Annotated in this window: 20 protein-coding genes and 1 tRNA gene; 10 read left to right on the top strand and 11 right to left on the bottom strand. The window is 67.1% G+C overall.

The window, feature by feature from the left end:
* Positions 1-26 precede the first annotated feature (26 nt).
* The 4 genes from ACP696_RS02895 to ACP696_RS02880 form a co-directional block, all read right to left on the bottom strand.
* Positions 27-458, bottom strand: coding sequence for a DUF1810 domain-containing protein (locus tag ACP696_RS02895; protein WP_426012741.1), 432 nt, complete (start codon positions 456-458; stop codon positions 27-29).
* A gap of 363 nt (positions 459-821) precedes the next feature.
* Positions 822-2000, bottom strand: coding sequence for a vWA domain-containing protein (locus tag ACP696_RS02890; protein ID WP_426012739.1), 1179 nt, complete (start codon positions 1998-2000; stop codon positions 822-824).
* 329 nt (positions 2001-2329) lie between these two features.
* Entirely contained in the window at positions 2330-2845 is a 516-nt protein-coding gene (locus tag ACP696_RS02885) for a GNAT family N-acetyltransferase (protein WP_426012737.1), read from the bottom strand.
* A 33-nt stretch (positions 2846-2878) separates the two neighbouring features.
* Positions 2879-3886 carry a zinc-binding alcohol dehydrogenase family protein gene (locus ACP696_RS02880; protein WP_426012735.1) on the bottom strand — a complete coding sequence of 336 codons (1008 nt, stop codon included), beginning with the start codon at positions 3884-3886 and terminating at the stop codon, positions 2879-2881.
* Positions 3887-4005: 119 nt separating this feature from the next.
* Between ACP696_RS02880 and ACP696_RS02875 the strand changes: the two genes are divergently transcribed.
* The 8 genes from ACP696_RS02875 (at position 4006) to ACP696_RS02840 (ending at position 11070) form a co-directional block, all read left to right on the top strand.
* On the top strand, positions 4006-4353 hold the full coding sequence (locus ACP696_RS02875; RefSeq protein WP_426012734.1) for a winged helix-turn-helix transcriptional regulator: 348 nt from the start codon (positions 4006-4008) through the stop codon (positions 4351-4353).
* 2 nt (positions 4354-4355) lie between these two features.
* A complete protein-coding gene (locus ACP696_RS02870) occupies positions 4356-5276 on the top strand; it encodes a histone deacetylase family protein (protein WP_426012732.1) in 921 nt (306 codons plus the stop codon).
* A 47-nt stretch (positions 5277-5323) separates the two neighbouring features.
* Entirely contained in the window at positions 5324-5938 is a 615-nt protein-coding gene (locus ACP696_RS02865; protein ID WP_426012731.1) for a histidine phosphatase family protein, read from the top strand.
* Positions 5939-6058: 120 nt separating this feature from the next.
* Positions 6059-6301, top strand: coding sequence for an exodeoxyribonuclease VII small subunit (locus ACP696_RS02860; protein ID WP_056761797.1), 243 nt, complete (start codon positions 6059-6061; stop codon positions 6299-6301).
* Entirely contained in the window at positions 6301-6651 is a 351-nt protein-coding gene (locus ACP696_RS02855) for a tRNA-binding protein (protein WP_426012729.1), read from the top strand. The genes ACP696_RS02860 and ACP696_RS02855 overlap by 1 nt, the downstream gene beginning before the upstream one ends.
* Positions 6648-7532: a polyprenyl synthetase family protein gene (locus tag ACP696_RS02850; RefSeq protein ID WP_426012727.1), complete on the top strand. Its 885-nt coding sequence runs from the start codon at positions 6648-6650 to the stop codon at positions 7530-7532. The genes ACP696_RS02855 and ACP696_RS02850 overlap by 4 nt, the downstream gene beginning before the upstream one ends.
* Positions 7533-7549: 17 nt before the next feature.
* The gene (gene dxs / locus ACP696_RS02845; RefSeq protein ID WP_426012725.1) at positions 7550-9466 is read left to right on the top strand and encodes a 1-deoxy-D-xylulose-5-phosphate synthase; all 1917 of its coding nucleotides are present in this window, start codon (positions 7550-7552) and stop codon (positions 9464-9466) included.
* Positions 9467-10206: 740 nt separating this feature from the next.
* The gene (locus tag ACP696_RS02840; protein WP_426012723.1) at positions 10207-11070 is read left to right on the top strand and encodes a glycoside hydrolase family 16 protein; all 864 of its coding nucleotides are present in this window, start codon (positions 10207-10209) and stop codon (positions 11068-11070) included.
* A gap of 236 nt (positions 11071-11306) precedes the next feature.
* On the opposite strand, the gene ACP696_RS02835 is transcribed toward ACP696_RS02840, so the two are convergent.
* The 5 genes from ACP696_RS02835 to ACP696_RS02815 form a co-directional block, all read right to left on the bottom strand.
* A complete protein-coding gene (locus tag ACP696_RS02835) occupies positions 11307-11768 on the bottom strand; it encodes a hypothetical protein (RefSeq protein ID WP_426012721.1) in 462 nt (153 codons plus the stop codon).
* A gap of 46 nt (positions 11769-11814) precedes the next feature.
* Positions 11815-13323 carry an acetyl-CoA acetyltransferase gene (locus tag ACP696_RS02830; RefSeq protein WP_426043438.1) on the bottom strand — a complete coding sequence of 503 codons (1509 nt, stop codon included), beginning with the start codon at positions 13321-13323 and terminating at the stop codon, positions 11815-11817.
* Entirely contained in the window at positions 13320-13952 is a 633-nt protein-coding gene (locus ACP696_RS02825; protein ID WP_426012717.1) for a glutathione S-transferase family protein, read from the bottom strand. The genes ACP696_RS02830 and ACP696_RS02825 overlap by 4 nt, the downstream gene beginning before the upstream one ends.
* A gap of 62 nt (positions 13953-14014) precedes the next feature.
* Entirely contained in the window at positions 14015-14968 is a 954-nt protein-coding gene (locus ACP696_RS02820; RefSeq protein ID WP_426012715.1) for a mechanosensitive ion channel family protein, read from the bottom strand.
* A gap of 160 nt (positions 14969-15128) precedes the next feature.
* Positions 15129-15204 (bottom strand) — tRNA-Lys (locus tag ACP696_RS02815).
* A gap of 81 nt (positions 15205-15285) precedes the next feature.
* On the opposite strand from ACP696_RS02815, the gene ACP696_RS02810 reads away from it, so the two are divergent.
* Both ACP696_RS02810 and ACP696_RS02805 read left to right on the top strand, forming a co-directional pair.
* Positions 15286-15624, top strand: a complete 339-nt coding sequence (locus ACP696_RS02810) for an Hpt domain-containing protein (RefSeq protein WP_426012713.1) — start codon at positions 15286-15288, stop codon at positions 15622-15624.
* 66 nt (positions 15625-15690) lie between these two features.
* Entirely contained in the window at positions 15691-16413 is a 723-nt protein-coding gene (locus ACP696_RS02805; RefSeq protein WP_426012711.1) for a hypothetical protein, read from the top strand.
* Positions 16414-16427: 14 nt separating this feature from the next.
* Here ACP696_RS02805 and ACP696_RS02800 read toward each other — a convergent pair whose 3' ends face one another.
* Positions 16428-16760 (bottom strand): chorismate mutase, encoded by a 333-nt coding sequence (locus ACP696_RS02800; RefSeq protein WP_426012709.1) that lies wholly within the window; start codon positions 16758-16760, stop codon positions 16428-16430.
* Between the two features lie 6 nt (positions 16761-16766).
* On the bottom strand, positions 16767-17723 hold the full coding sequence (gcvA, locus tag ACP696_RS02795) for a transcriptional regulator GcvA (RefSeq protein WP_426012708.1): 957 nt from the start codon (positions 17721-17723) through the stop codon (positions 16767-16769).
* Positions 17724-17924: the final 201 nt, after the last annotated feature.

Raw genomic sequence — 17924 nt, 5'->3', positions numbered from 1 at the left:
CCGCCTTATCGGCTGCGGCCGCGATCCTACAGGGCCAGGGAGCGGGTGTCGCGCTGGCCGTTGTAATAGTGCGACAGGGCCGCCGCGAAAACCTCTGGGGTGGACGCGGCCTGTTCGAACAGCGTCAGGCTGGACTGAAACTTGATGTCGTCGGGCGCGCCGAAGATGGTGTGGGCGCGGCCCTCCACCGCGTTGACGGCCTCGACGGCCCTGACCAGGCGCGGGCCCAACACCGGATGGTCCAGATAGGCCCGGGCCTCGTCAAGCGAGCCGATAGCGTAGCGTTGCGAGGTGGCGCTGAAGCCGAGTCCGGCCACCTGCGGGAAGATGAACCACATCCAGTGGCTAGCCTTGCGGCCGCGGCGAAGCTCAGCCAAGGCGGTGTCATAGGTCGACGCCTGGGCGGTCACGAAGCGGTCGAGGTCGTGCGGATCGTTGATGGTTCGCCGCCGTTGCAAGGGCTTGCCATGGGCAACGCCAGAGGGCTCGAGACTGTTCACAAGCGGACGTCGGGAAGGACTGTTGGGGGCGGGTTGCTGCCGGAGTTTCCTTCTCCCCCTTGCGGGAGAAGGTGGCCTGCGAAGCAGGTCGGATGAGGGGTCGAAAGCCTTGTCCGGACAGGTCCGAGAGACCCCTCACCGGTCGCTGCGCGACCACCTTACCCAGGGGGAGGCTTTGGAAGGAGCCGACGTCCATGCCCGAAGACCGCAAACCCAGGCCGCGCTGCCCGGTCGACCGCCGCCTCCACGACCTCGAAGCCGCCAAGTACTCCTGAACGATCTGGCCAGGCCCGAAGCGGCGTGCGAGCCGGACCAGGCCGACTAGCCTCGCACCAGTTCCCGCATCGCCTTGTCCAGGCCGTCGATGGTCAGGGGGAACATCCGGTTGTTCATCAACTGCTTCATCACCCCAATCGACTGGGTGTAGTCCCAGTGCCGCTCGGGCGTCGGGTTCAGCCAGACGGCGCTCTGGTAGATGTCGGTCAGGCGGGTCATCCAGATGGCCCCCGCCTCTTCGTTCCAATGCTCGACGCTGCCGCCCGGATAGGTGATCTCGTAGGGGCTCATGGTGGCGTCCCCGACGAAGATCACCTTGTAGTCGTGGGGGAACTTGTTGAGCACCTCGAAGGTCGGGGTCTTCTCGGCTTGGCGGCGGCGATTGTCCTTCCAGACGGCCTCGTACAGGCAGTTGTGGAAATAGAAGAATTCCAGGTGCTTGAACTCGGTCTTGGCGGCGGAAAACAGCTCCTCGCAGAGCTTGATATGGCCGTCCATCGAACCGCCGATGTCGAAGAACAACAGAACCTTGATGGTGTTGCGCCGCTCGGGGCGCATCTGGATGTCGAGATAGCCCTTTTCCGCTGTGCCGCGGATCGTGCCGTTGAGGTCCAGCTCCTCCTGCGCGCCTTGGCGGGCGAACTTGCGCAGGCGGCGCAGGGCGACCTTGATGTTGCGGGTGCCCAGTTCGACGCTGTCGTCGAGGTTCTTGTATTCGCGCTTGTCCCAGACCTTAACCGCCTTGCCGTGCCGGCTCTTGTCTTGGCCGATGCGGACGCCCTCGGGGTTGTAGCCGTTGTTTCCGAAGGGAGAGGTGCCGCCCGAGCCGATCCATTTTGAGCCGCCCTCGTGGCGCTCCTTCTGTTCCTTCAGGCGCTCCTGCAGGGTCTCCATCAGCTTGTCGAAGCCGCCCATGGCCTCGATCTGGGCCTTCTCTTCGTCGGTCAGGAACTTTTCGGTCAGGGCCTTTAGCCACTCGGCCGGGATGTCGGCTGTCAGGCCGTCTTCGACCGTTTCAAGCCCCTTGAACACATGGCCGAACACTCGGTCGAACTTGTCGAGGTTCTTCTCGTCCTTCACCAGGCTGGCCCGCGACAGGAAATAGAAGTCCTCGATGCGGCGATCGATGACGTCCTTGTCCAGCGCCTCCATCAACAGGAGGTACTCGCGCAGGGAGACCGGCACCTTGGCGGCGCGGAGCTCGGAAAAGAAGCGGAGGAACATGGCAGGCGTGCTTTCGAACGGTTGTTCGAAGGATGGCGGGTTCGGGCGGCCAAGGCAACAGGTCCTCCCCCTATGGGCCTTGTGGGCAGGTCTATCGCATATGGTTTGGAGCTGACTTTTTCTCGCTCCCCCTTGATGGGGGAGGGGCGGGCGTGGGGGTGATGCTGCGGTTTCGCAGGCAAGGCGCCCGAGATATTCGTCCTTGCGCGCCCCCGTCCGGACAGTCTTTCACCCCTATCCCCGGCCCTTCGCCCATCAAAGGGGGAAGGGGGAAGTCGTCTCGCGCTCATCTGCGATTGCCATGCCCCATGGGGGGAGGAATTGGGTTTTCACCCCCGTCTCAGGATGAACTCCAGGTCCTGCGTCTCGCCGACCGGGAAGCGATATTCCCCGACCTTCTCGAACCCCAGCCGCGCATAAAGCTTCTGCGCGCCCAGGTTCTCCGAGAAAACGCCGATCCACAGTGGGCGAGGACCGGCCTTCACCAGCCAGTCGAGCGCGGTGGTCAGGAGCAGTGACCCTCGGCCTCCACCCTGCATGGCCTTCAGCACATAGAGCCGGTGCAATTCCCCGTGCTCGGCCGAGGCCTTCGCATGGGGCAGGCCGCAGGGTCCGGCGGTGGCGTAGCCGATGGCCTCGCCGTCCTCGTCCTCCAGCAGCCAGCTCGCCTTCGCTGGATCGGCCAGGTCTCGCCGGGTGCGTTCCAGGCCGTAGGCATAGGCCAGGAAGGTCTCCAGGTCCTCGGACGGGTAGAGATGGCCGAAGGTTTCGCTGAAGGTGCGGGCCCCCAGCGAGGACAGGGTGTCGGCGTCGGCGGGCGTGGCGCGGCGGATGTCGAGGCTCATGGCCGAGACATAGCCGCCGCGCGCGCCGATCGTCTAGAAGCCCTCGAGCACCAGCTTGCCGATGACCCGGCCGCCTTCCACCTGACGATGGGCCTCGATCAGGTCGGCGGCGCGGATCTTGCCGACCACGGCGGTCAGGGTGGTGCGCAACACGCCCTGATCGACCAGGTCGGCCACGGCATTGAGCAGATGGTGCTGGGCGATCATGTCCGGCGTGCCTTGCGGTCGGGCGAACATGAATTCCCAATGGATCGAGGCGCTCTTGTAATGCAACGGGCGAATGTCGATCGGTCCGTCGGCCTCGATGATGCCGATCTTGCCCTGCAGGCCAATGGCCGCGGTGACGGCCGGGAAATGCTCGGCGCTATGGGTCAGGCAGGCGATATAGGCCGGGTCGGTGGCGCCCAACCGGGCCAGTTCGTCGGCCAGGGGCTGCGAATGGTCGAAGATTTGATGCGCGCCGAGCTCGCCGACCCATTGGCGGGTCTCGCCGCGCGAGGCGCTGGCGACCACTGTCAGTTGGGTCAGCTTGCGCGCCAGTTGGATCATCGCCGACCCCACCCCGCCGGCCCCGCCGATGATCACCAGGGTCTGGCCCTCACCGCCGTCACGGGCTACGTCGAACCGGTCGAACAGCATCTCCCAGGCGGTGATGAAGGTCAGGGGCATGGCCGCCGCCTCGGCGAAGCCTAGGCTTGCTGGCTTGCGGCCGACGATACGCTCGTCGACAACCTGCAACTCGGCGTTCGAGCCCGGCCGGCCGATAGCGCCGGCGTAGAAGACCTCGTCGCCGGGCGCGAACAGCGTGACGGCCTCGCCGACAGCCACGACGACACCGGCCGCGTCAAAGCCGAGGATCCGGGGCTCGCCGGCCGGCGGCTCGGCGCTACTGCGGACCTTGGTGTCGACCGGGTTCACCGAAACCGCCTTGATGCGGACCAGAAGGTCGTGGCCCGTCGCCGTCGGCTCGGCGGCCTCAAGATCCAGCAAGGCGCTCGGCTCGGTGAGAGGCAAGGGCTCGCGGAAGCCAACGATCTTCATGGGCAGTGTCTCCGAAATTGCGGCGCCGCCGCGCCGCACGAGATCGCTTGCCGCAGCCAACTTCGCAAGTACGGACTTTTTCTGTACGTAGTATCCATCGGGATACCAAGGAGCGAGCCGTGGACGATCCGAAGGAGTGCGGCGTCGAGGCGACGCTGGGTCTGATCGACGGCAAGTGGAAGGGCGTCATCCTCTACCACCTGCTGAGCGGCGGGCTGAGGTTCAGCGCCCTGGGGCGGCGACTGGGCGCTGTGACCCAGCGGATGTTGACCAAGCAATTGCGGGAGCTGGAGCGCGACGGTCTGATTGTCCGCACCGTTCACGCCCAGGTCCCGCCACGCGTCGACTACGCCCTGTCGGCGCGCGGCCGCAGTCTGGAGCCGGTGATCGTGGCCCTCAAGGCCTGGGGCGACGCCAACCTGTTGGCCAGTCCGCCGGTCGTCTTCACGTCGCGCAAGGTGGGCTGATCATGGAGGTGGCGCTTCACACCCATGCCGACATGCTCGACCATCGGCCCGGCGACGGCCATGCCGAACGACCAGAGCGCCTGCGGGCGGTGATCGACGCGCTGGAGGACGACGGCGGGCTGGACCTGGAGATCTTCGAGGCCCCGCTGGTCGATCTGGCCGATCTGGCCCTGGTGCATCCGCAGGACTACATCGAGACCATCCTGGCCGCCGCTCCGCATGGCGGGACCCGGGCCCTGGACCCTGACACCATCCTGTCGACCGGCAGCCTGAAGGCCGCGCGCCGGGCGGCCGGGGCGGTTGCCGCCGCCGTGCGGGCCGTGGCGGCGGGCCAACGCACCCGGGCCTTCTGCGCCGTTCGCCCGCCGGGGCACCATGCAGAGCCGGACGCCGCGATGGGCTTTTGCGTGTTCTCCAACATCGCCGTGGCCGCTCGCGTGGCCCAGGCCTCGGGCCTGAAGCGCGTGGCCATCGTCGATTTCGACGTTCACCACGGTAACGGCACCCAGGCCGCGTTCGAGAACGACGCCTCGGTTTTCTTCGCCTCGATCCACCAGTCGCCGCTCTATCCGGGCACCGGCGATCCGGCGGAGACCGGAGTCGGCAATGTCGCCAACGCCATCGTGCCGCCCCATGCGCCTCGAGAAGCCTGGCGCTACGGCTTCGAGGGGCTGATGGATCAGGTCGATGGCTTCGCGCCGGACCTGATCCTGGTGTCGGCCGGCTTCGACGCCCATGTCCGCGACCCCTTGGCCCAGCAAAGCCTGGAGGCCGAGGATTTCGCCTGGGCGACCCGGGCGATCGTCTCGGTGGCCAACCGCCGATGCGGCGGGCGTATTGTTTCCTCGCTCGAGGGCGGCTACGACCTAGAAGCGCTCGGCCGCTCGGCGGCCGCCCATGTCAAAGCGTTGCAGGAGGGGTGAAGGGCTCAGGGATTCGCGCACGGCGCGAAGTCGAGCTTCCAGAATCTATGGCCGACGAACCCAGCGCCGACCACCTTTTCCCGGCTGTCCGGCCCGGCGCCATCACGCTGGCTCGTCACGGCGAACCGGCCCTGTCGCGCAAGATCCGCTTCAACGCTCCGGCCTATGGCGAATGGTGGGCGCGCTACGAGGAGGGCGGCTTGTTGCCCGGCCAGACGCCGCCCGCCTCGCTGCTGACCACCGCCCAGCGGGCCGGCGTCATCGTCGCCTCGACCCGCCGCCGCTCGATCGAGACCGCTGACGCGGTCGCCGCCGGCAGGGTGTTCGCGCGCGATCCGCTGTTCATCGAGGCTCCGCTGCCGCCGCCGCCCTGGCCGCCCTGGATCCGCATGTCGCCCAAGAACTGGGGCTTTTTCGCCCGTTTCTGGTGGTGGTTCTTCGATCACCATGCCGGCCAGGAGAGCCGCGCCGAAGCCGACACCCGCGCAGACCAGGCCGCCGACCTGCTGATCGGCCTGTCCGAGAACGGCCAGGAAGTGTTGCTGATCGCCCATGGCTTCTTCAACACCATGATCGGCTTGTCCCTGCAGAAGCGCGGCCTAAAGAAGACCCTGGACCAGGGGTTCAAATACTGGTGCGTGAAGCGCTTCGAGCGGGTCTAGGCGCCCGTCAGAGCGTCAGCCGCGTCCATCCCCTGAACTTCGTTCACCAAATGCCGAGCCAACGGCGTTGCCCGAGCGGCGCCCCGCCACTAGGGTGCGCCGGTTCGCCCCGGAGTAGAAATGATCAGTCCGCAAGATCTTGAAGGCATGAGCTTCGAGCAGGCCTTGGCCAGGCTGGAGCAGATCGTCGGCGAGCTGGAGTCCGGCAAGGCCGAGCTCGAGCGCTCGATCGAGATCTACGAAGATGGCGCTGCGCTGAAGGCCCATTGCGAGAAGAAGCTGGAAGCCGCTCGCCTGAAGGTCGAAAAGATCGTGCTCGGCCAAGGCGGGGCCGTGACCGCCGAGGCGGCCGAGTTCAACTGATGGGTCAGGCCTCTCCCCAGATCGGCTATGAGGATTTCGAGCGCGTCGATATTCGCATCGGCACGATCATCGAGGCCGCGCCATTTCCGGAGGCGCGCAAGCCGGCCTACAAGCTGACTATCGATTTTGGTCCCGCGATCGGGATCAAGAAGTCCTCGGCCCAGGTCACCAAGCACTACCAGCTGGACGAGCTGGTCGGCCGCCGGGTGGCCGCCGTGGTCAATTTTCCGCCGCGCCAGATCGGACCCATGAAGTCGGAGGTCCTGTGCCTGGGCTTCCCCGACGCCGAGGGCGGGGTGGTGCTGGTCGATGTGGACCGTGACGTTCCCAACGGGGGAAAACTGTTTTGATCGACCTCGAGAAGCGCATCGTCCAAGCTGCCGATATCGTCACCGTGGCGCTGGACGAGCTGTTGCCGCGCGCCGAGGGCCCGGAAAGCCGGCTGACCGAGGCCATGCGCTATGCGGCCCTGGGTCCTGGCAAACGGCTGCGGCCATTCTTCGCCCTGGAAACCGGCAAGATGTTCGACCTGCCCGAGCGACCGGTGCTGCGGGCGGCCTGCGCGCTGGAATGTATCCACGCCTACAGCCTGGTGCATGACGACCTGCCGGCCATGGACGATGACGACATGCGTCGCGGCCGTCCAACCGTGCATATCCAGTACGACGAGGCCACGGCCATCCTGGCCGGCGACGCGCTACAGACTGCGGCCTTTGAGATCATGGCCCACCCCGACACTCACGACGATGGCAATGTGCGCTCTGAGCTGGTGCGCAAGCTGGCCATCGCCTCGGGCGCCAAAGGCATGTGCGGCGGCCAGATGATCGACCTGCTGGGCGTCCGCGACGACCTGGGGGCCGTGGCCCGCATGCAGCGCCTGAAAACCGGCGCCCTGATCGCGTTTGCCTTCGAGATTCCGCTGATCATCGCCCGGGCCAAGCCGGAAGAGCGCTCGGCCCTGATGGGATTTGCCCAGGACCTCGGCCTGGCCTACCAGATCGTCGACGACATTCTCGACGTCGAGGGCGACGAGGCTGTGCTGGGCAAGGCGGCCGGCGGCAAGGACGACGCCAAGGGCAAGGCCAACTATGTCACGCTGCTGGGCCTCGACGCGGCCAAGGAGCGGGTCAACCTGTTGGCCGTGCAAACCAAGTCACATCTCGATATATTCGGCGAACGAGCCGATCATCTACGCCGCAGCGTGGATTTCGTGCTGGACCGACGCAACTGACCGCGCTTTCTTCGGACATGCCTGTTTTGACCCCTCTTCTCGACACCATCTCGTCACCGGCCGACACGCGCGGCTTCAGCGTGGCTGAACTCAAGCAGTTGGCGAGCGAGGTGCGGGCCGAGACCATCGACGCCGTCTCGGTGACCGGCGGCCATCTGGGCGCGGGCCTGGGCGTGGTCGAGCTGACCGTCGCCCTGCACCACGTGTTCGAGACGCCCAAGGACATCGTCATCTGGGACGTCGGCCACCAGGCCTATCCGCACAAGATCCTTACCGGTCGCCGCGACCGCATCCGCACCCTGCGCCAGGGCGGCGGCCTGTCGGGCTTCACCAAGCGGGCCGAGAGCGAATACGACCCGTTCGGCGCGGCCCACGCGGCCACCTCGATCTCGGCGGCCCTGGGCTTCTGCGCCGCCCGCGATGCGAAAGGCGAGAACAACAGCGTCATCGCCGTGATCGGCGACGGTTCGATGAGCGCCGGCATGGCCTATGAGGCGATGAACGCCGCGGTCGACACCACCAAGCGCCTGATCGTCATCCTCAACGACAACGACATGTCGATCGCCCCGCCGGTGGGCGGCATGAGCGCCTATCTGGCCAACCTGGTTTCCGGCGGCGCCTATCGCAAGGTGCGCAAGCTGGGCAAGACCGTGGTCGAGAAGCTGCCCACGCCGCTGCGCGACGCGGCCAAGAAGGCCGAGGAATATGCCCGCGGCATGGTCACCGGCGGCACCTTCTTCGAGGAACTGGGCTTCCACTATGTCGGCCCGATCGACGGCCACGACATGGACGCCCTGGTCAGCGTGCTGAAGAACGTCAAGAACTTCGACGAGAAGCCGGTGCTGGTCCATGTCGTCACCCAGAAGGGCAAGGGCTACGCCCCGGCCGAGGGCGCCGACGACAAACTCCATGCGGTGGTCAAGTTCGACGTGGTCACCGGCCAGCAGCACAAGGCCGCCGCCGGCCCGCCCAGCTACACCAAGGTCTTCGCCCAGGAGCTGATCAAGCACGCGGCGATCGACCCGACCATCGTGGCGATCACCGCCGCCATGCCCTCGGGCACAGGGCTGGATTTGTTCGGCAAGGTCTATCCCGAGCGCACCTTCGACGTCGGCATCGCCGAGCAGCACGCGGTGACCTTCGCCGCCGGCCTGGCCGCCGACGGCATGAAGCCGTTCGCGGCGATCTATTCCACCTTCCTGCAGCGCGGCTATGATCAGGTGATCCACGACGTCGCCATCCAGCGCTTGCCGGTGCGTTTCGCCATGGACCGGGCTGGCCTGGTGGGCGCCGACGGCCCGACCCACGCCGGCACCTTCGACATCGGCTTTATGGGGGCTCTGCCCGGCATGGTGCTGATGGCCGCCGCTGACGAGCTGGAGCTGGCCCACATGGTCGCCACGGCCGTGGCCATCGACGACCGCCCCAGCGCCTTCCGCTATCCGCGCGGCGAGGGCCTGGGCCTGACCCTGCCGGCCCTGGCCGAGCCGCTGGAGATCGGCAAGGGCCGCATCGTCCGCGAGGGGACCAGCGTCGCCATCGTTTCGCTGGGCACCCGCCTGGCCGAATGCCTGAAGGCCGCCGACCTGCTGGCCGCGCGCGGTCTCTCGGCCACCGTCGCCGACGCCCGCTTCGCCAAGCCGCTGGATGTGGATATGCTGCTGCGGCTGGCCCGCGAGCACGAGGCGATCATCACGGTGGAAGAGGGCGCCATGGGCGGCTTCGGGGCCTTCGTGCTCCAGGCCCTGGCCCAGCACGGCGCGCTCGATCGCGGCCTGAAGATCCGCACCCTGGTCCTGCCCGACGTCTTCCAGGACCAGGACAAGCCCGAGATCATGTACGCCCAGGCCGGCCTCGACGCCGAGGGCATCCTGCGCGGGTGTTTGTCGGCGCTGGGCATCGACAACATCAGCGCGGCGGGGCGGCGGGCTTAGACTAGCGCCCCCTAGGGTGCTCGGGCGTTGCGGGGGGAGCGAGCGGTGAAATCAGGTCGGACCTATTGCCGCGTCCTGGGCTTCGCCTTGGCTGGGCTGCTTGGTCTGTCCGGGTGCGCGACAACGGCGCCTGACACGGGAGCAAAAAGTCTATCGGCGCTGCGCCTAGCCTTGACCGCGCCCGTCAATGAACTGCGGGCGCGCGCCGAAGCTGGAGATGCCCAAGCGCAGTACGGCTTATCGGTGTTAACCGCCCGAGGTCTACGCGGAGTTCCGGTCGATCTCGAGCGGTCAGCGAATTGGCGCCAACGCGCTATGGCGGTTCGGGGCTCGACACAAATCACTCAGTATATTGCTGGACTCAATGGCAGTCCGGGGCGTGTGGCGATGTTGAACGTGCCTAGATATGAACTGAACGCGAGTGACGCGGCGGCGAACGACAAGTGTGCGGCGATGTTGTTTGCATGGATAAATATGCCTTTACCCGTAATAGCGGACGCTGCGGCCAGCGTCTGCGGAGGGATGGACTCCGCTCTAGAGTTGAGAGATCTCGCACAGGTTGGGTGAAGCCGACAATGAGATCGAAGTAGATAGCCACACGCTCCGTTCCACATTGGCCTCGTAAGCGGGGCGACACTCTGCAGCATTGGGGGCGTGGACACTCGTTCGAGCGGATGGCTTCGGTTGCCTTCCGCGGCACGTTTTGATGCCGGACGTGGCTACCATCCAAGGGAGGGACGATGCGTAATCTGATCATCACGAGCCTGCTGCTCCTCGCCGCCAGCCCGGCCTTGGCCGATCCCAAGGGCGAGACCCGCTACACCGTCGACCAGCCCGGCGGCCGCCCGGCCGACGCACGACTGGTCTGGGCCGATGAGTTCGACCGCCCCGGCGCGGTGGACCCGCGCAAATGGCGGTTCGACATCTCGCGCAACAAGCTGGGCTGGTGGAATGACGAGCGGCAGTACTATGCCGCCGGTCGCCGCGAGAACGTGCGGGTGGAGGACGGGCGGCTAATCATCGAGGCGCGCCACGACGACCTGGCCGATCCGAAGCCGACCGACTGGGGCGGCCAGCGCTACAGCTCGGCCAAGCTGATGACCCAGGGCCTGGCCGGCTGGACCTACGGCTTCTTCGAGGTGCGCGCGAAGCTGGCCTGCGGTCGCGGAACCTGGCCGGCGATCTGGATGATGCCCGCCGACCCCAAGGCGCCTTGGCCGCAGGGCGGCGAGATCGACATCATGGAGCATGTCGGCTGGGACGAGGGCGTGGTGCACGGCACGCTGCATACCGGGAAATACAACCACGCGGTCGGCAAGGCGCGCGGCGGGGCGGCCAAGTTGCCCGACGTCTGCGGGGCTTTTCACCGCTACCAGCTGGACTGGAACAAGGACCGTATCCTGATCGGCGTGGACGACCGCGCCTTCGTGCGGATCGACAACGACCAGCCGGGCGATGTCGGCGCCTGGCCGTTCGACAAGCCGCAATATCTGATCCTCAACCTCGCGGTCGGCGGCTGGGGCGGCCAGAAGGGCATAGACGACGCCGCGCTCCCGGCCCGGTTCGAGGTGGACTATGTGCGGGTCTATCAGCAGGGGCGGTGAAGCTGTCGACATTCAGCCGCGCGCCCCCATTCGACCGTCATTCCCGCCCTTGTGGCGGGAACCCCTCTGTCCGCCGCAAGGGCAGGGGTGTGGCGCGCCCGCGCGCCAAGGCGCTTCACCGTCGGCTGAACCAGGGGTTCCCGCCACAAGGACGGGAATGACGGTCAAAAAAAGGAGATGGCTTGGAGCAGGTCGGTCGCTCAAAGCTCAAAGCGCCAATCACCCCAAGGAAGGCGTCAGGCCCCACATGCCTTGAAGAACGCCTTCACCCCCGCCCGGTCGCTCGGCGCGGCGTCGAGGTTGTGGCGTTCGTCGGCGACCAGCAGGGTCAGGTCGCCGGTGCGGCGGAAGGCGCTGAGAGCCGAGGCGTCGGTCGTGGTTCGGGCCTGCAGCAGGCCTTCCGCCATGTCCGAGGCCATTCGCTGGGCCGGCAGGCGGGTGACGACGCGACCCGAGGCCAGGGCGATTTCGCGACCAGATAGGCTGGTCGCGGTCACGGTGACCGCCGAGGTGCCCGGCGCGCAGGCCAGCATAATCACCACGTCGTCGCTGTTGGGACGGCCATAGGCCAGTTTCAGGCCGTCGCCCGTATTGTCCATGTAGCTCCAGCCGTAGCCGGGCGCCGACGATCTTTCCGAGGCGCAGGCGCCAAGGGCGAGGGCCAGAAACAGGGCGGGCGCGATCAGGCGGCGAGACATGGGCGGGTTCCCCTTCGTTAGGAGAACGCCGGTAGAGCTTACAGGTTCACAACCGCCAGTCGGTGACCCCGTCGCCGCCTGCCCTCAACGTCCCCACTCGGCCGATGGCGAAGGCGTCCTGAGCGGTCAGGGCCGCCAAGGTGTCACCATCGTCACCAGGCACGCGGGCCAGGACGCGGCCCCCTGCCGTGCGGACGATGGCCACCCCGTGGGTCGGGGCGCCGTCGCGCTCGTAGAGCACGGTGTGGGTCTCCAGCCGCGCCGGCCCCTCGGCGGCTTCCAGGAAGGCCGGAACGGAGCCGCGCCGAGCGTCGGCTTGCGCCTGCACGCTGGCCGGCCTTAGCAGGGCTCCGTCGTCAGGGCATGGCCGGTCACCGAGCACCAGGCCATGGTGCTTGGTGACGAACTCGCCCTGGCCGTAGAGCAGGCCGGTCCCGCCGCCGTCGCGCAGTCGCCGGGTCATGGCGACCGCCGCGTGGGTCATGTAGTCGTTCATCGGCGCCCCGAAGAAGGTCAGGCCGCCGGTCACGGTCGGGGTCAGGCCTTCTGGCAAGCCGAGGGTGCGCCGCGCCATCTTCGGCACGCAGGGGAAGCAGCTGTAGAGCTCCAGGGCGTCGAAGCCACCCAAACCTTGGGCAACCATGCCGCCGACCGCCTCCAACACCGCGTCCTGGGCCGCCGAGCCGTAATAGTGGTCTCGTTGCAGATAGTCGCCAGGCTCCCGCGCCGACGCCCCGCCCCAGACGAACACCAGCCGTTCGTCGGCGATCCCGGCGGCCCGCGCCGCAGCAAGGCTGGTCAGGATCACCGCCGCGCCCTGGTTCACCGCCATGTTGGCGACCATCAGCTTGGTATAGGGCCAGGCGATCGGCCGGTTGTCGGGGCGCGGGGTGGTGATCTCCTCGGCGGTGAAGGCGCGCTTGATCCAGGCGTTGGGTTGCTCCGCCGCCACCGCCGCATAGGCCGACCACAGGGCGCCGGACTCGGCCAGGGCCTGGCGCGGCGTCTGGCCCCAATGATGGGCGCTGGCGTTCTCGTAGAACGGATAGACGCTGACCGGCAGGAAGACGCCCAGCTTTAGGGCCAGCGGGTGGACCTCGATGCGCGGACCGCCGCCCGTCGCCGGCGGCTTGGCCGGCCAGGGCAGGTCGACCCCTGCGGCGCGGGCCTTGTTGACGCTCCACTGCGCCTCGGCCCCGACCACGGCGCAGACCTGCGCCTCGCCCCGGGCGATCCGCTGGGCGGCCTCGTGCAGGAACCGCACCGGGCTCTCGCCGCCGACCGGGCCGTAGACGGCGCGGGCCGGGGCGATGCCCAGCCGGGCGCACAGCTCGGCGGCGGGGTCGGCATAGCGCCAGCTCAATTGGTTGACGACATCCAGTGAGCCGACCTTGGCCAGGAACCCGCCGCCCGCGTCGCTATCGGCTTCGCGCAGCGCTTGGGCCATTAGGGCCAACGGGTCGAGGGCCTGGCTCAGGTCGGTCGGCCGGTCGAGCGCCTCGCCGATCCCGACGATGACGGGGATGCGGCCAAGATCCGCAAGAGGGGCGTTCACAGCACGGGCTCCCCGTGGCTTTCGGCGATCAGGGCGCGCTGGTAGCCGGCACGGGCTTTCATCCGCTCCAGGTGATCCGTGAAGGCCTTGGGAAACTTGTCAGAGAAGCCCAGGCTCTCGCCGAGCTTCAGGGCGTAGGCTACCGAGATGTCGGCCATGGTGAAGCGCCCGGCGGCGACATAGCCCGTATCGTCCAGCAGCTTGGCCGCCGCCTTGAGCCGCGACAGGAACCACTGCACATAGTCGGCCGCCGCCTGCGGCAGGCGGCGCTCCTCCGGCTCGAACACCGCGTAGCGCAGGTGAATGGTCTGCGGAAAGGTGAGGGTGGCCTCGCCCATGTGCAGGAAGTTCAGATAGGCCCCGAACCCCGGCTCCTCAGGCCCGACGGTCAGGTCGGACGGCCCGTAGCGGCGGGCCAGATACTCGCCGATCGCCGCCGACTCGCTCATCATCGTGTCGCCGTCGAACAGGGTCGGGGTCGTGCCGAGCGGGTTGACGTCCAGATAGCCCGGCTCGCGGACTCGCGGCGGGAAGGCCGTCAGCCGCAGTTCATAGGGCAGGCCCAGCTCCTCAAGCGCCCAAAGGGCCCGGAACGAGCGCGCGCCGACGCAGTGATAGAGCGTGATCATCCAGGGGCCTCTGGCTTCTCCGCTGAGCATCCGACGGAACGGCGAGCCGCGCCACCGTGCCGCTACGGCGCCGAGGCCCGGTCGCGGACCTTGGCCTTGAGCTCAGCGGACTCAGCGGACGCCGGCCGGCCCGAATTGCGCTCCATCGCCACCTGGTGGGGATAGGGAAAGCTCAGCCCCTGGGCCTCCAGCCGTTCCTTGCCGGCCTTGAGCAGGTCGAACCGGGTGTCCATCCAGTCGCCTGGCGCGGCCCAGCAGCGCAGGGTCACGCTGACGCTGCTGTCGAGCAGCGCGGTCACCTTTATCCAGGGCTTGGGCTCCGACAGCACCCGGCGGTCGCTGTTGGCCACCTCCAGCAGGGTGGCCAGGGCCAGGTCTAGATCGTCCTCGTAGTCGACATTGAACGCCAGCTCTATGCGCCGGCGCCCGGCGCGGGTGATGTTGACGATCATGTCGCCAAACACCTTGCCGTTGGGCAGGAACAGGGTCAGGCCGTCATAGTCGAGCAGCCTGGTGTTGAAGAGGTCCATGGCTTGGACCACGCCCTGGCGGCCGTTCAGCTCGACCTTGTCACCCACCCGATAGGGGCGCTGCAGCAGCAGCATCACCCCGGCGGCGACATTGCTCAGCGTGCCTTGCAAGGCCAGGCCGATAGCCAGTGACGCCGCGCCCAGCACCGCGATCACCGAGGTGGCCTGCACGCCCAGCTGCTGCAGAACCGCGATCAGGCCGATGGCGACGATGACGTACTTGACCAGGGCCGAGACGAAGCTGCCCAGGGCCTTGTCGGCCGGGTGCTGCTGCCTTTGAACGCGTTCGAGTCCCGCCTCGGCCAGGCGGCCCAGGCGGTTGGCCGCCCACAGGGTGCCGGCCAGGATCAGGGCGGCGACCAGGATGCGCACCGAGAAGGCGCCCAGGGTGGCGGCCAGGTTTCGCAGCATCACCGGATCGCCGGACGCGGCCAGGCCGACCATGTCGAAGAACGGCGCGACGGGATCGGCGGGTTGGGCGAGCATGGTTCCCTTTCCGCGATGGAGTCGCGTTAGGGGCCTTAAACCGCGCGGCGGCGGTCCCGGTTGCCTATCGAGACCCCATGCAAACGATTGTCCGCGTTTGGGCTCACGCGATCCGTGCGTCATTCCCCACAGGGGTATAACTAGATTACGAGGGGGAGAATGGTGGGCGCAGTAGGATTCGAACCTACGACCCGCTGATTAAGAGTCAGCTGCTCTACCAACTGAGCTATGCGCCCGTCCGGCCCGAAGCGGTGGTCTGCCTCGGCGGCGAGGCGCGGAACATACGCAAAGAATCTTGGAACGCAAGGGACTATTTTTTGGCCAGACGAGACATCAGCGGCGCGGTCGATTTCGCCTATCTGGAAGGGTTCGCGGCCGGCGATTCGGCGGTCATAGACGAGGTGCTGGCCCTGTTTCGCGAACAGGCCGCCCTGTGGTCGCCGATGCTTAGCAAGAGCCATCCGGGCTGGGGCGATGCGGTCCACACGGTCAAGGGCGCTGCGCGCGGCGTGGGGGCCTTCGCGCTGGGCGACGTGTGCCAGAACGCGGAGGACGGCAGTGGAAGCCTCGAAGCGGTGCGCAACGCGCTGGACCTGGCGCTGATGGACATCGCCGCCTACGCGCACGAACGGGCGCTGCGGTCGTTGAAGGGTTAGGGCGTCTCAAGGTTGCGCGCTGGCCGACCCTAGGGCATGGAAAGGCCACGCTTATCGGGGAACCACATGCGCTCGGCCATCATCGGATTTCTTATTGTCCTAAGTGTATTGTTGCCGGCGAACGCCAGCGCTGGGGCCGCGATCTACGCTATCAAAACCCACCCCGATGGGCGGGCCTACCTTGGTTCAGACGTCTTTGTGGCAGGGCGAACGCCTGACTTCTCGCAAAACATGCTCGACAGCGCGCTTGACGTAACCGACGACCGGGTGCGGCACGTAGCGACCGGCCTGACGTTGCCGCTTCGTACCGACCATTGCGCTATGAGGGGCTTTTATGGGGTGCGTGTTCAGGTGGCAGGCTTCGGCGAATTCCTGAGTTTCCAGCATGGTGGACGGGGTTATTACACCTGTGATCCGGACCATGGCCCCGCCTTTGTGAACTTCAGCCTCGAAGTCGATATCGGTGGCCCGGAAGATTATGCAGGTCCCGAGGACCTCGCTCGGCGTTTGCTGAGGGGGGGCATGATGCCCGAGGGCGACCCGGCTGCCATCGTTTGTACCTCGTCCACCACCCTTGGAATGCTCAAAGTTGACTGCGAGCGTAGCGGGACCTTTGAGGGACACGCCATCCAAGAGCGTGGAACAGTTTTCGTCAAAGGCACCGACAGCTTTATCAAGTTCAGCATCGCTTGCTTAGCGGAGGAATGCCCGACCGCAGCCAAGGGCCTTTCTGATCTCGTCGCAGCCATTGATGTCTCGAGCCTGCAGGCCGACGCGGTGGTGCCGTGACTGACTCAGAAGGCCTATGAGCCCTTCGTCCGGTCCCAGCTGTCGTACTCATAGGCGATGCAGCGGTCGACCAGGGTGCGCCACACTGGCTCGGCGATGGCTTCGGATAGCCCCGACTCGCGGGCCGCCGCGCGAACCTTCGCGACCACGTCCTCGATCCGCGCCCGGTCGAACACCTTGCCGCGGTCGGGCTTGATGCGGGCGGCGGCGTCCATGTAGCCCTGGCGCTCGGTCAGCAGGGCCACCAGGGCCCGGTCCAGGGCGTCGACGCCCTGGCGCACGTCGGCCATGGACTGACAGTCGGCGGGAACCAGCCGTTCGCCGACCTCGATATTCGTCTTGACCATTTAGCCCTAGATGCCCGCGCCGTTGTCCATGGTGAGGAGGGCCGCCTCGTGGGCGGCCGCCTCGGCCTGCAGCCAGGAAACGAACGCCTTGACTTGCGGCAGTCGTCCCTTGGCCTTGGGATGGACGACGTAATAGGCGAAGTCGACGGCCGTGGGAATCTCGAAGGGGATGACCAGTCGGCCGGCGTCCAGATCGGCCTGGGCCAAGGTCTGTTTGGCCAAGGCGATACCCCGTCCATTGGCGGCGGCCTCGATCACCATGCTCGACTGGTTGAAGCGCGGCCCGCGCGCCCCGTCCACCGACCGGATGCCGCGCGCCGCCAGCCACATGGCCCAGTCGGGGCAGCTGTCGTCGGCGTCGGGCGAGCCGTCATGCAGCAGGATGTGGTGGGCAAGGCCCTCGGGCGATTCGAGCGGGTTGCTGGCCAGCAGCTCAGGCGAGGCGACCGGGATCACCGTCTCGTTGAGCAGGCGGATGACCTCCAGCCCCGGATAGCGGCCCGAACCGTAGCGGATGGCGAGATCCACCTCGCCGGCCCCGAAATCGACGACCTCCATGCCGGCCGACAGCCAGACATCGACCTGGGGCTGGGCCTGCTCGAACTTACCCAGGCGCGGCACCAGCCACTTGGCGGCGAAGGAGGGCGCGGCGGTCAGGGTCAGGCGGCGGCCATCGACGGCGGCGGTCAGCAGAGAGGCGGCCTCGGCCAGACGGTCGAAAGCCTCGCGCAGGGCGGGCAGGGCGGTCTGGGCGGCGTCGGTCAGCAGCAGGCCCTTGGGCGTGCGCTTGAACAGGGCCGCGCCCACATAGTCCTCAAGGTTCTGGATCTGCTGGCTGACGGCGCCGGGCGTCACCGACAGCTCGTCGGCCGCGCGGCTAAAGTTCAGATGGCGCGCGGCGGCCTCGAACGCGCGCAGGGCGTTGAGGGGCGGTAGGCGACGCCGTTCCGACTGTCTTTCCATGAGTTTTACTAAACGCCCCGGCAGAAGACCTTGTTTGCGAAGTGACCCGGTCGCGACCAATTTGCAAGCGTTCGCTGATGGAGACGGCCCTTTTCATCGGTGAACGCGAGCGGGGCGGACCCTAGGGTTCGCCCCGTAATGCTTTGGCGCTAACCGGTTTGGCCAAGAGGCCGGCCCGGCGTTTCGTCGATGGCGTTTGGC

The sequence above is a fragment of the Caulobacter sp. DWR3-1-2 genome (genome assembly GCF_049896225.1).
Classification (GTDB): domain Bacteria; phylum Pseudomonadota; class Alphaproteobacteria; order Caulobacterales; family Caulobacteraceae; genus Caulobacter.
The sequence above is the reverse complement of the archived record's forward strand: the minus strand, read 5'-3'. Positions and strand labels throughout refer to the sequence as shown.

What these genes read in the sequence shown, in the direction of transcription:
- ACP696_RS02890 (WP_426012739.1), bottom strand. Translation starts at nt 2,000, where the DNA reads ATGTTCCTCCGCTTCTTTTCCGAGCTCCGCGCCGCCAAGGTGCCGGTC.
- ACP696_RS02885 (WP_426012737.1), bottom strand. Translation starts at nt 2,845, where the DNA reads ATGAGCCTCGACATCCGCCGCGCCACGCCCGCCGACGCCGACACCCTG.
- ACP696_RS02880 (WP_426012735.1), bottom strand. Translation starts at nt 3,886, where the DNA reads ATGAAGATCGTTGGCTTCCGCGAGCCCTTGCCTCTCACCGAGCCGAGC.
- ACP696_RS02870 (WP_426012732.1), top strand. Translation starts at nt 4,356, where the DNA reads ATGGAGGTGGCGCTTCACACCCATGCCGACATGCTCGACCATCGGCCC.
- ACP696_RS02865 (WP_426012731.1), top strand. Translation starts at nt 5,324, where the DNA reads ATGGCCGACGAACCCAGCGCCGACCACCTTTTCCCGGCTGTCCGGCCC.
- ACP696_RS02860 (WP_056761797.1), top strand. Translation starts at nt 6,059, where the DNA reads ATGATCAGTCCGCAAGATCTTGAAGGCATGAGCTTCGAGCAGGCCTTG.
- ACP696_RS02855 (WP_426012729.1), top strand. Translation starts at nt 6,301, where the DNA reads ATGGGTCAGGCCTCTCCCCAGATCGGCTATGAGGATTTCGAGCGCGTC.
- dxs (WP_426012725.1), top strand. Translation starts at nt 7,550, where the DNA reads ATGCCTGTTTTGACCCCTCTTCTCGACACCATCTCGTCACCGGCCGAC.
- ACP696_RS02840 (WP_426012723.1), top strand. Translation starts at nt 10,207, where the DNA reads ATGCGTAATCTGATCATCACGAGCCTGCTGCTCCTCGCCGCCAGCCCG.
- ACP696_RS02835 (WP_426012721.1), bottom strand. Translation starts at nt 11,768, where the DNA reads ATGTCTCGCCGCCTGATCGCGCCCGCCCTGTTTCTGGCCCTCGCCCTT.
- ACP696_RS02825 (WP_426012717.1), bottom strand. Translation starts at nt 13,952, where the DNA reads ATGATCACGCTCTATCACTGCGTCGGCGCGCGCTCGTTCCGGGCCCTT.
- ACP696_RS02820 (WP_426012715.1), bottom strand. Translation starts at nt 14,968, where the DNA reads ATGCTCGCCCAACCCGCCGATCCCGTCGCGCCGTTCTTCGACATGGTC.
- ACP696_RS02805 (WP_426012711.1), top strand. Translation starts at nt 15,691, where the DNA reads ATGCGCTCGGCCATCATCGGATTTCTTATTGTCCTAAGTGTATTGTTG.
- ACP696_RS02800 (WP_426012709.1), bottom strand. Translation starts at nt 16,760, where the DNA reads ATGGTCAAGACGAATATCGAGGTCGGCGAACGGCTGGTTCCCGCCGAC.
- gcvA (WP_426012708.1), bottom strand. Translation starts at nt 17,723, where the DNA reads ATGGAAAGACAGTCGGAACGGCGTCGCCTACCGCCCCTCAACGCCCTG.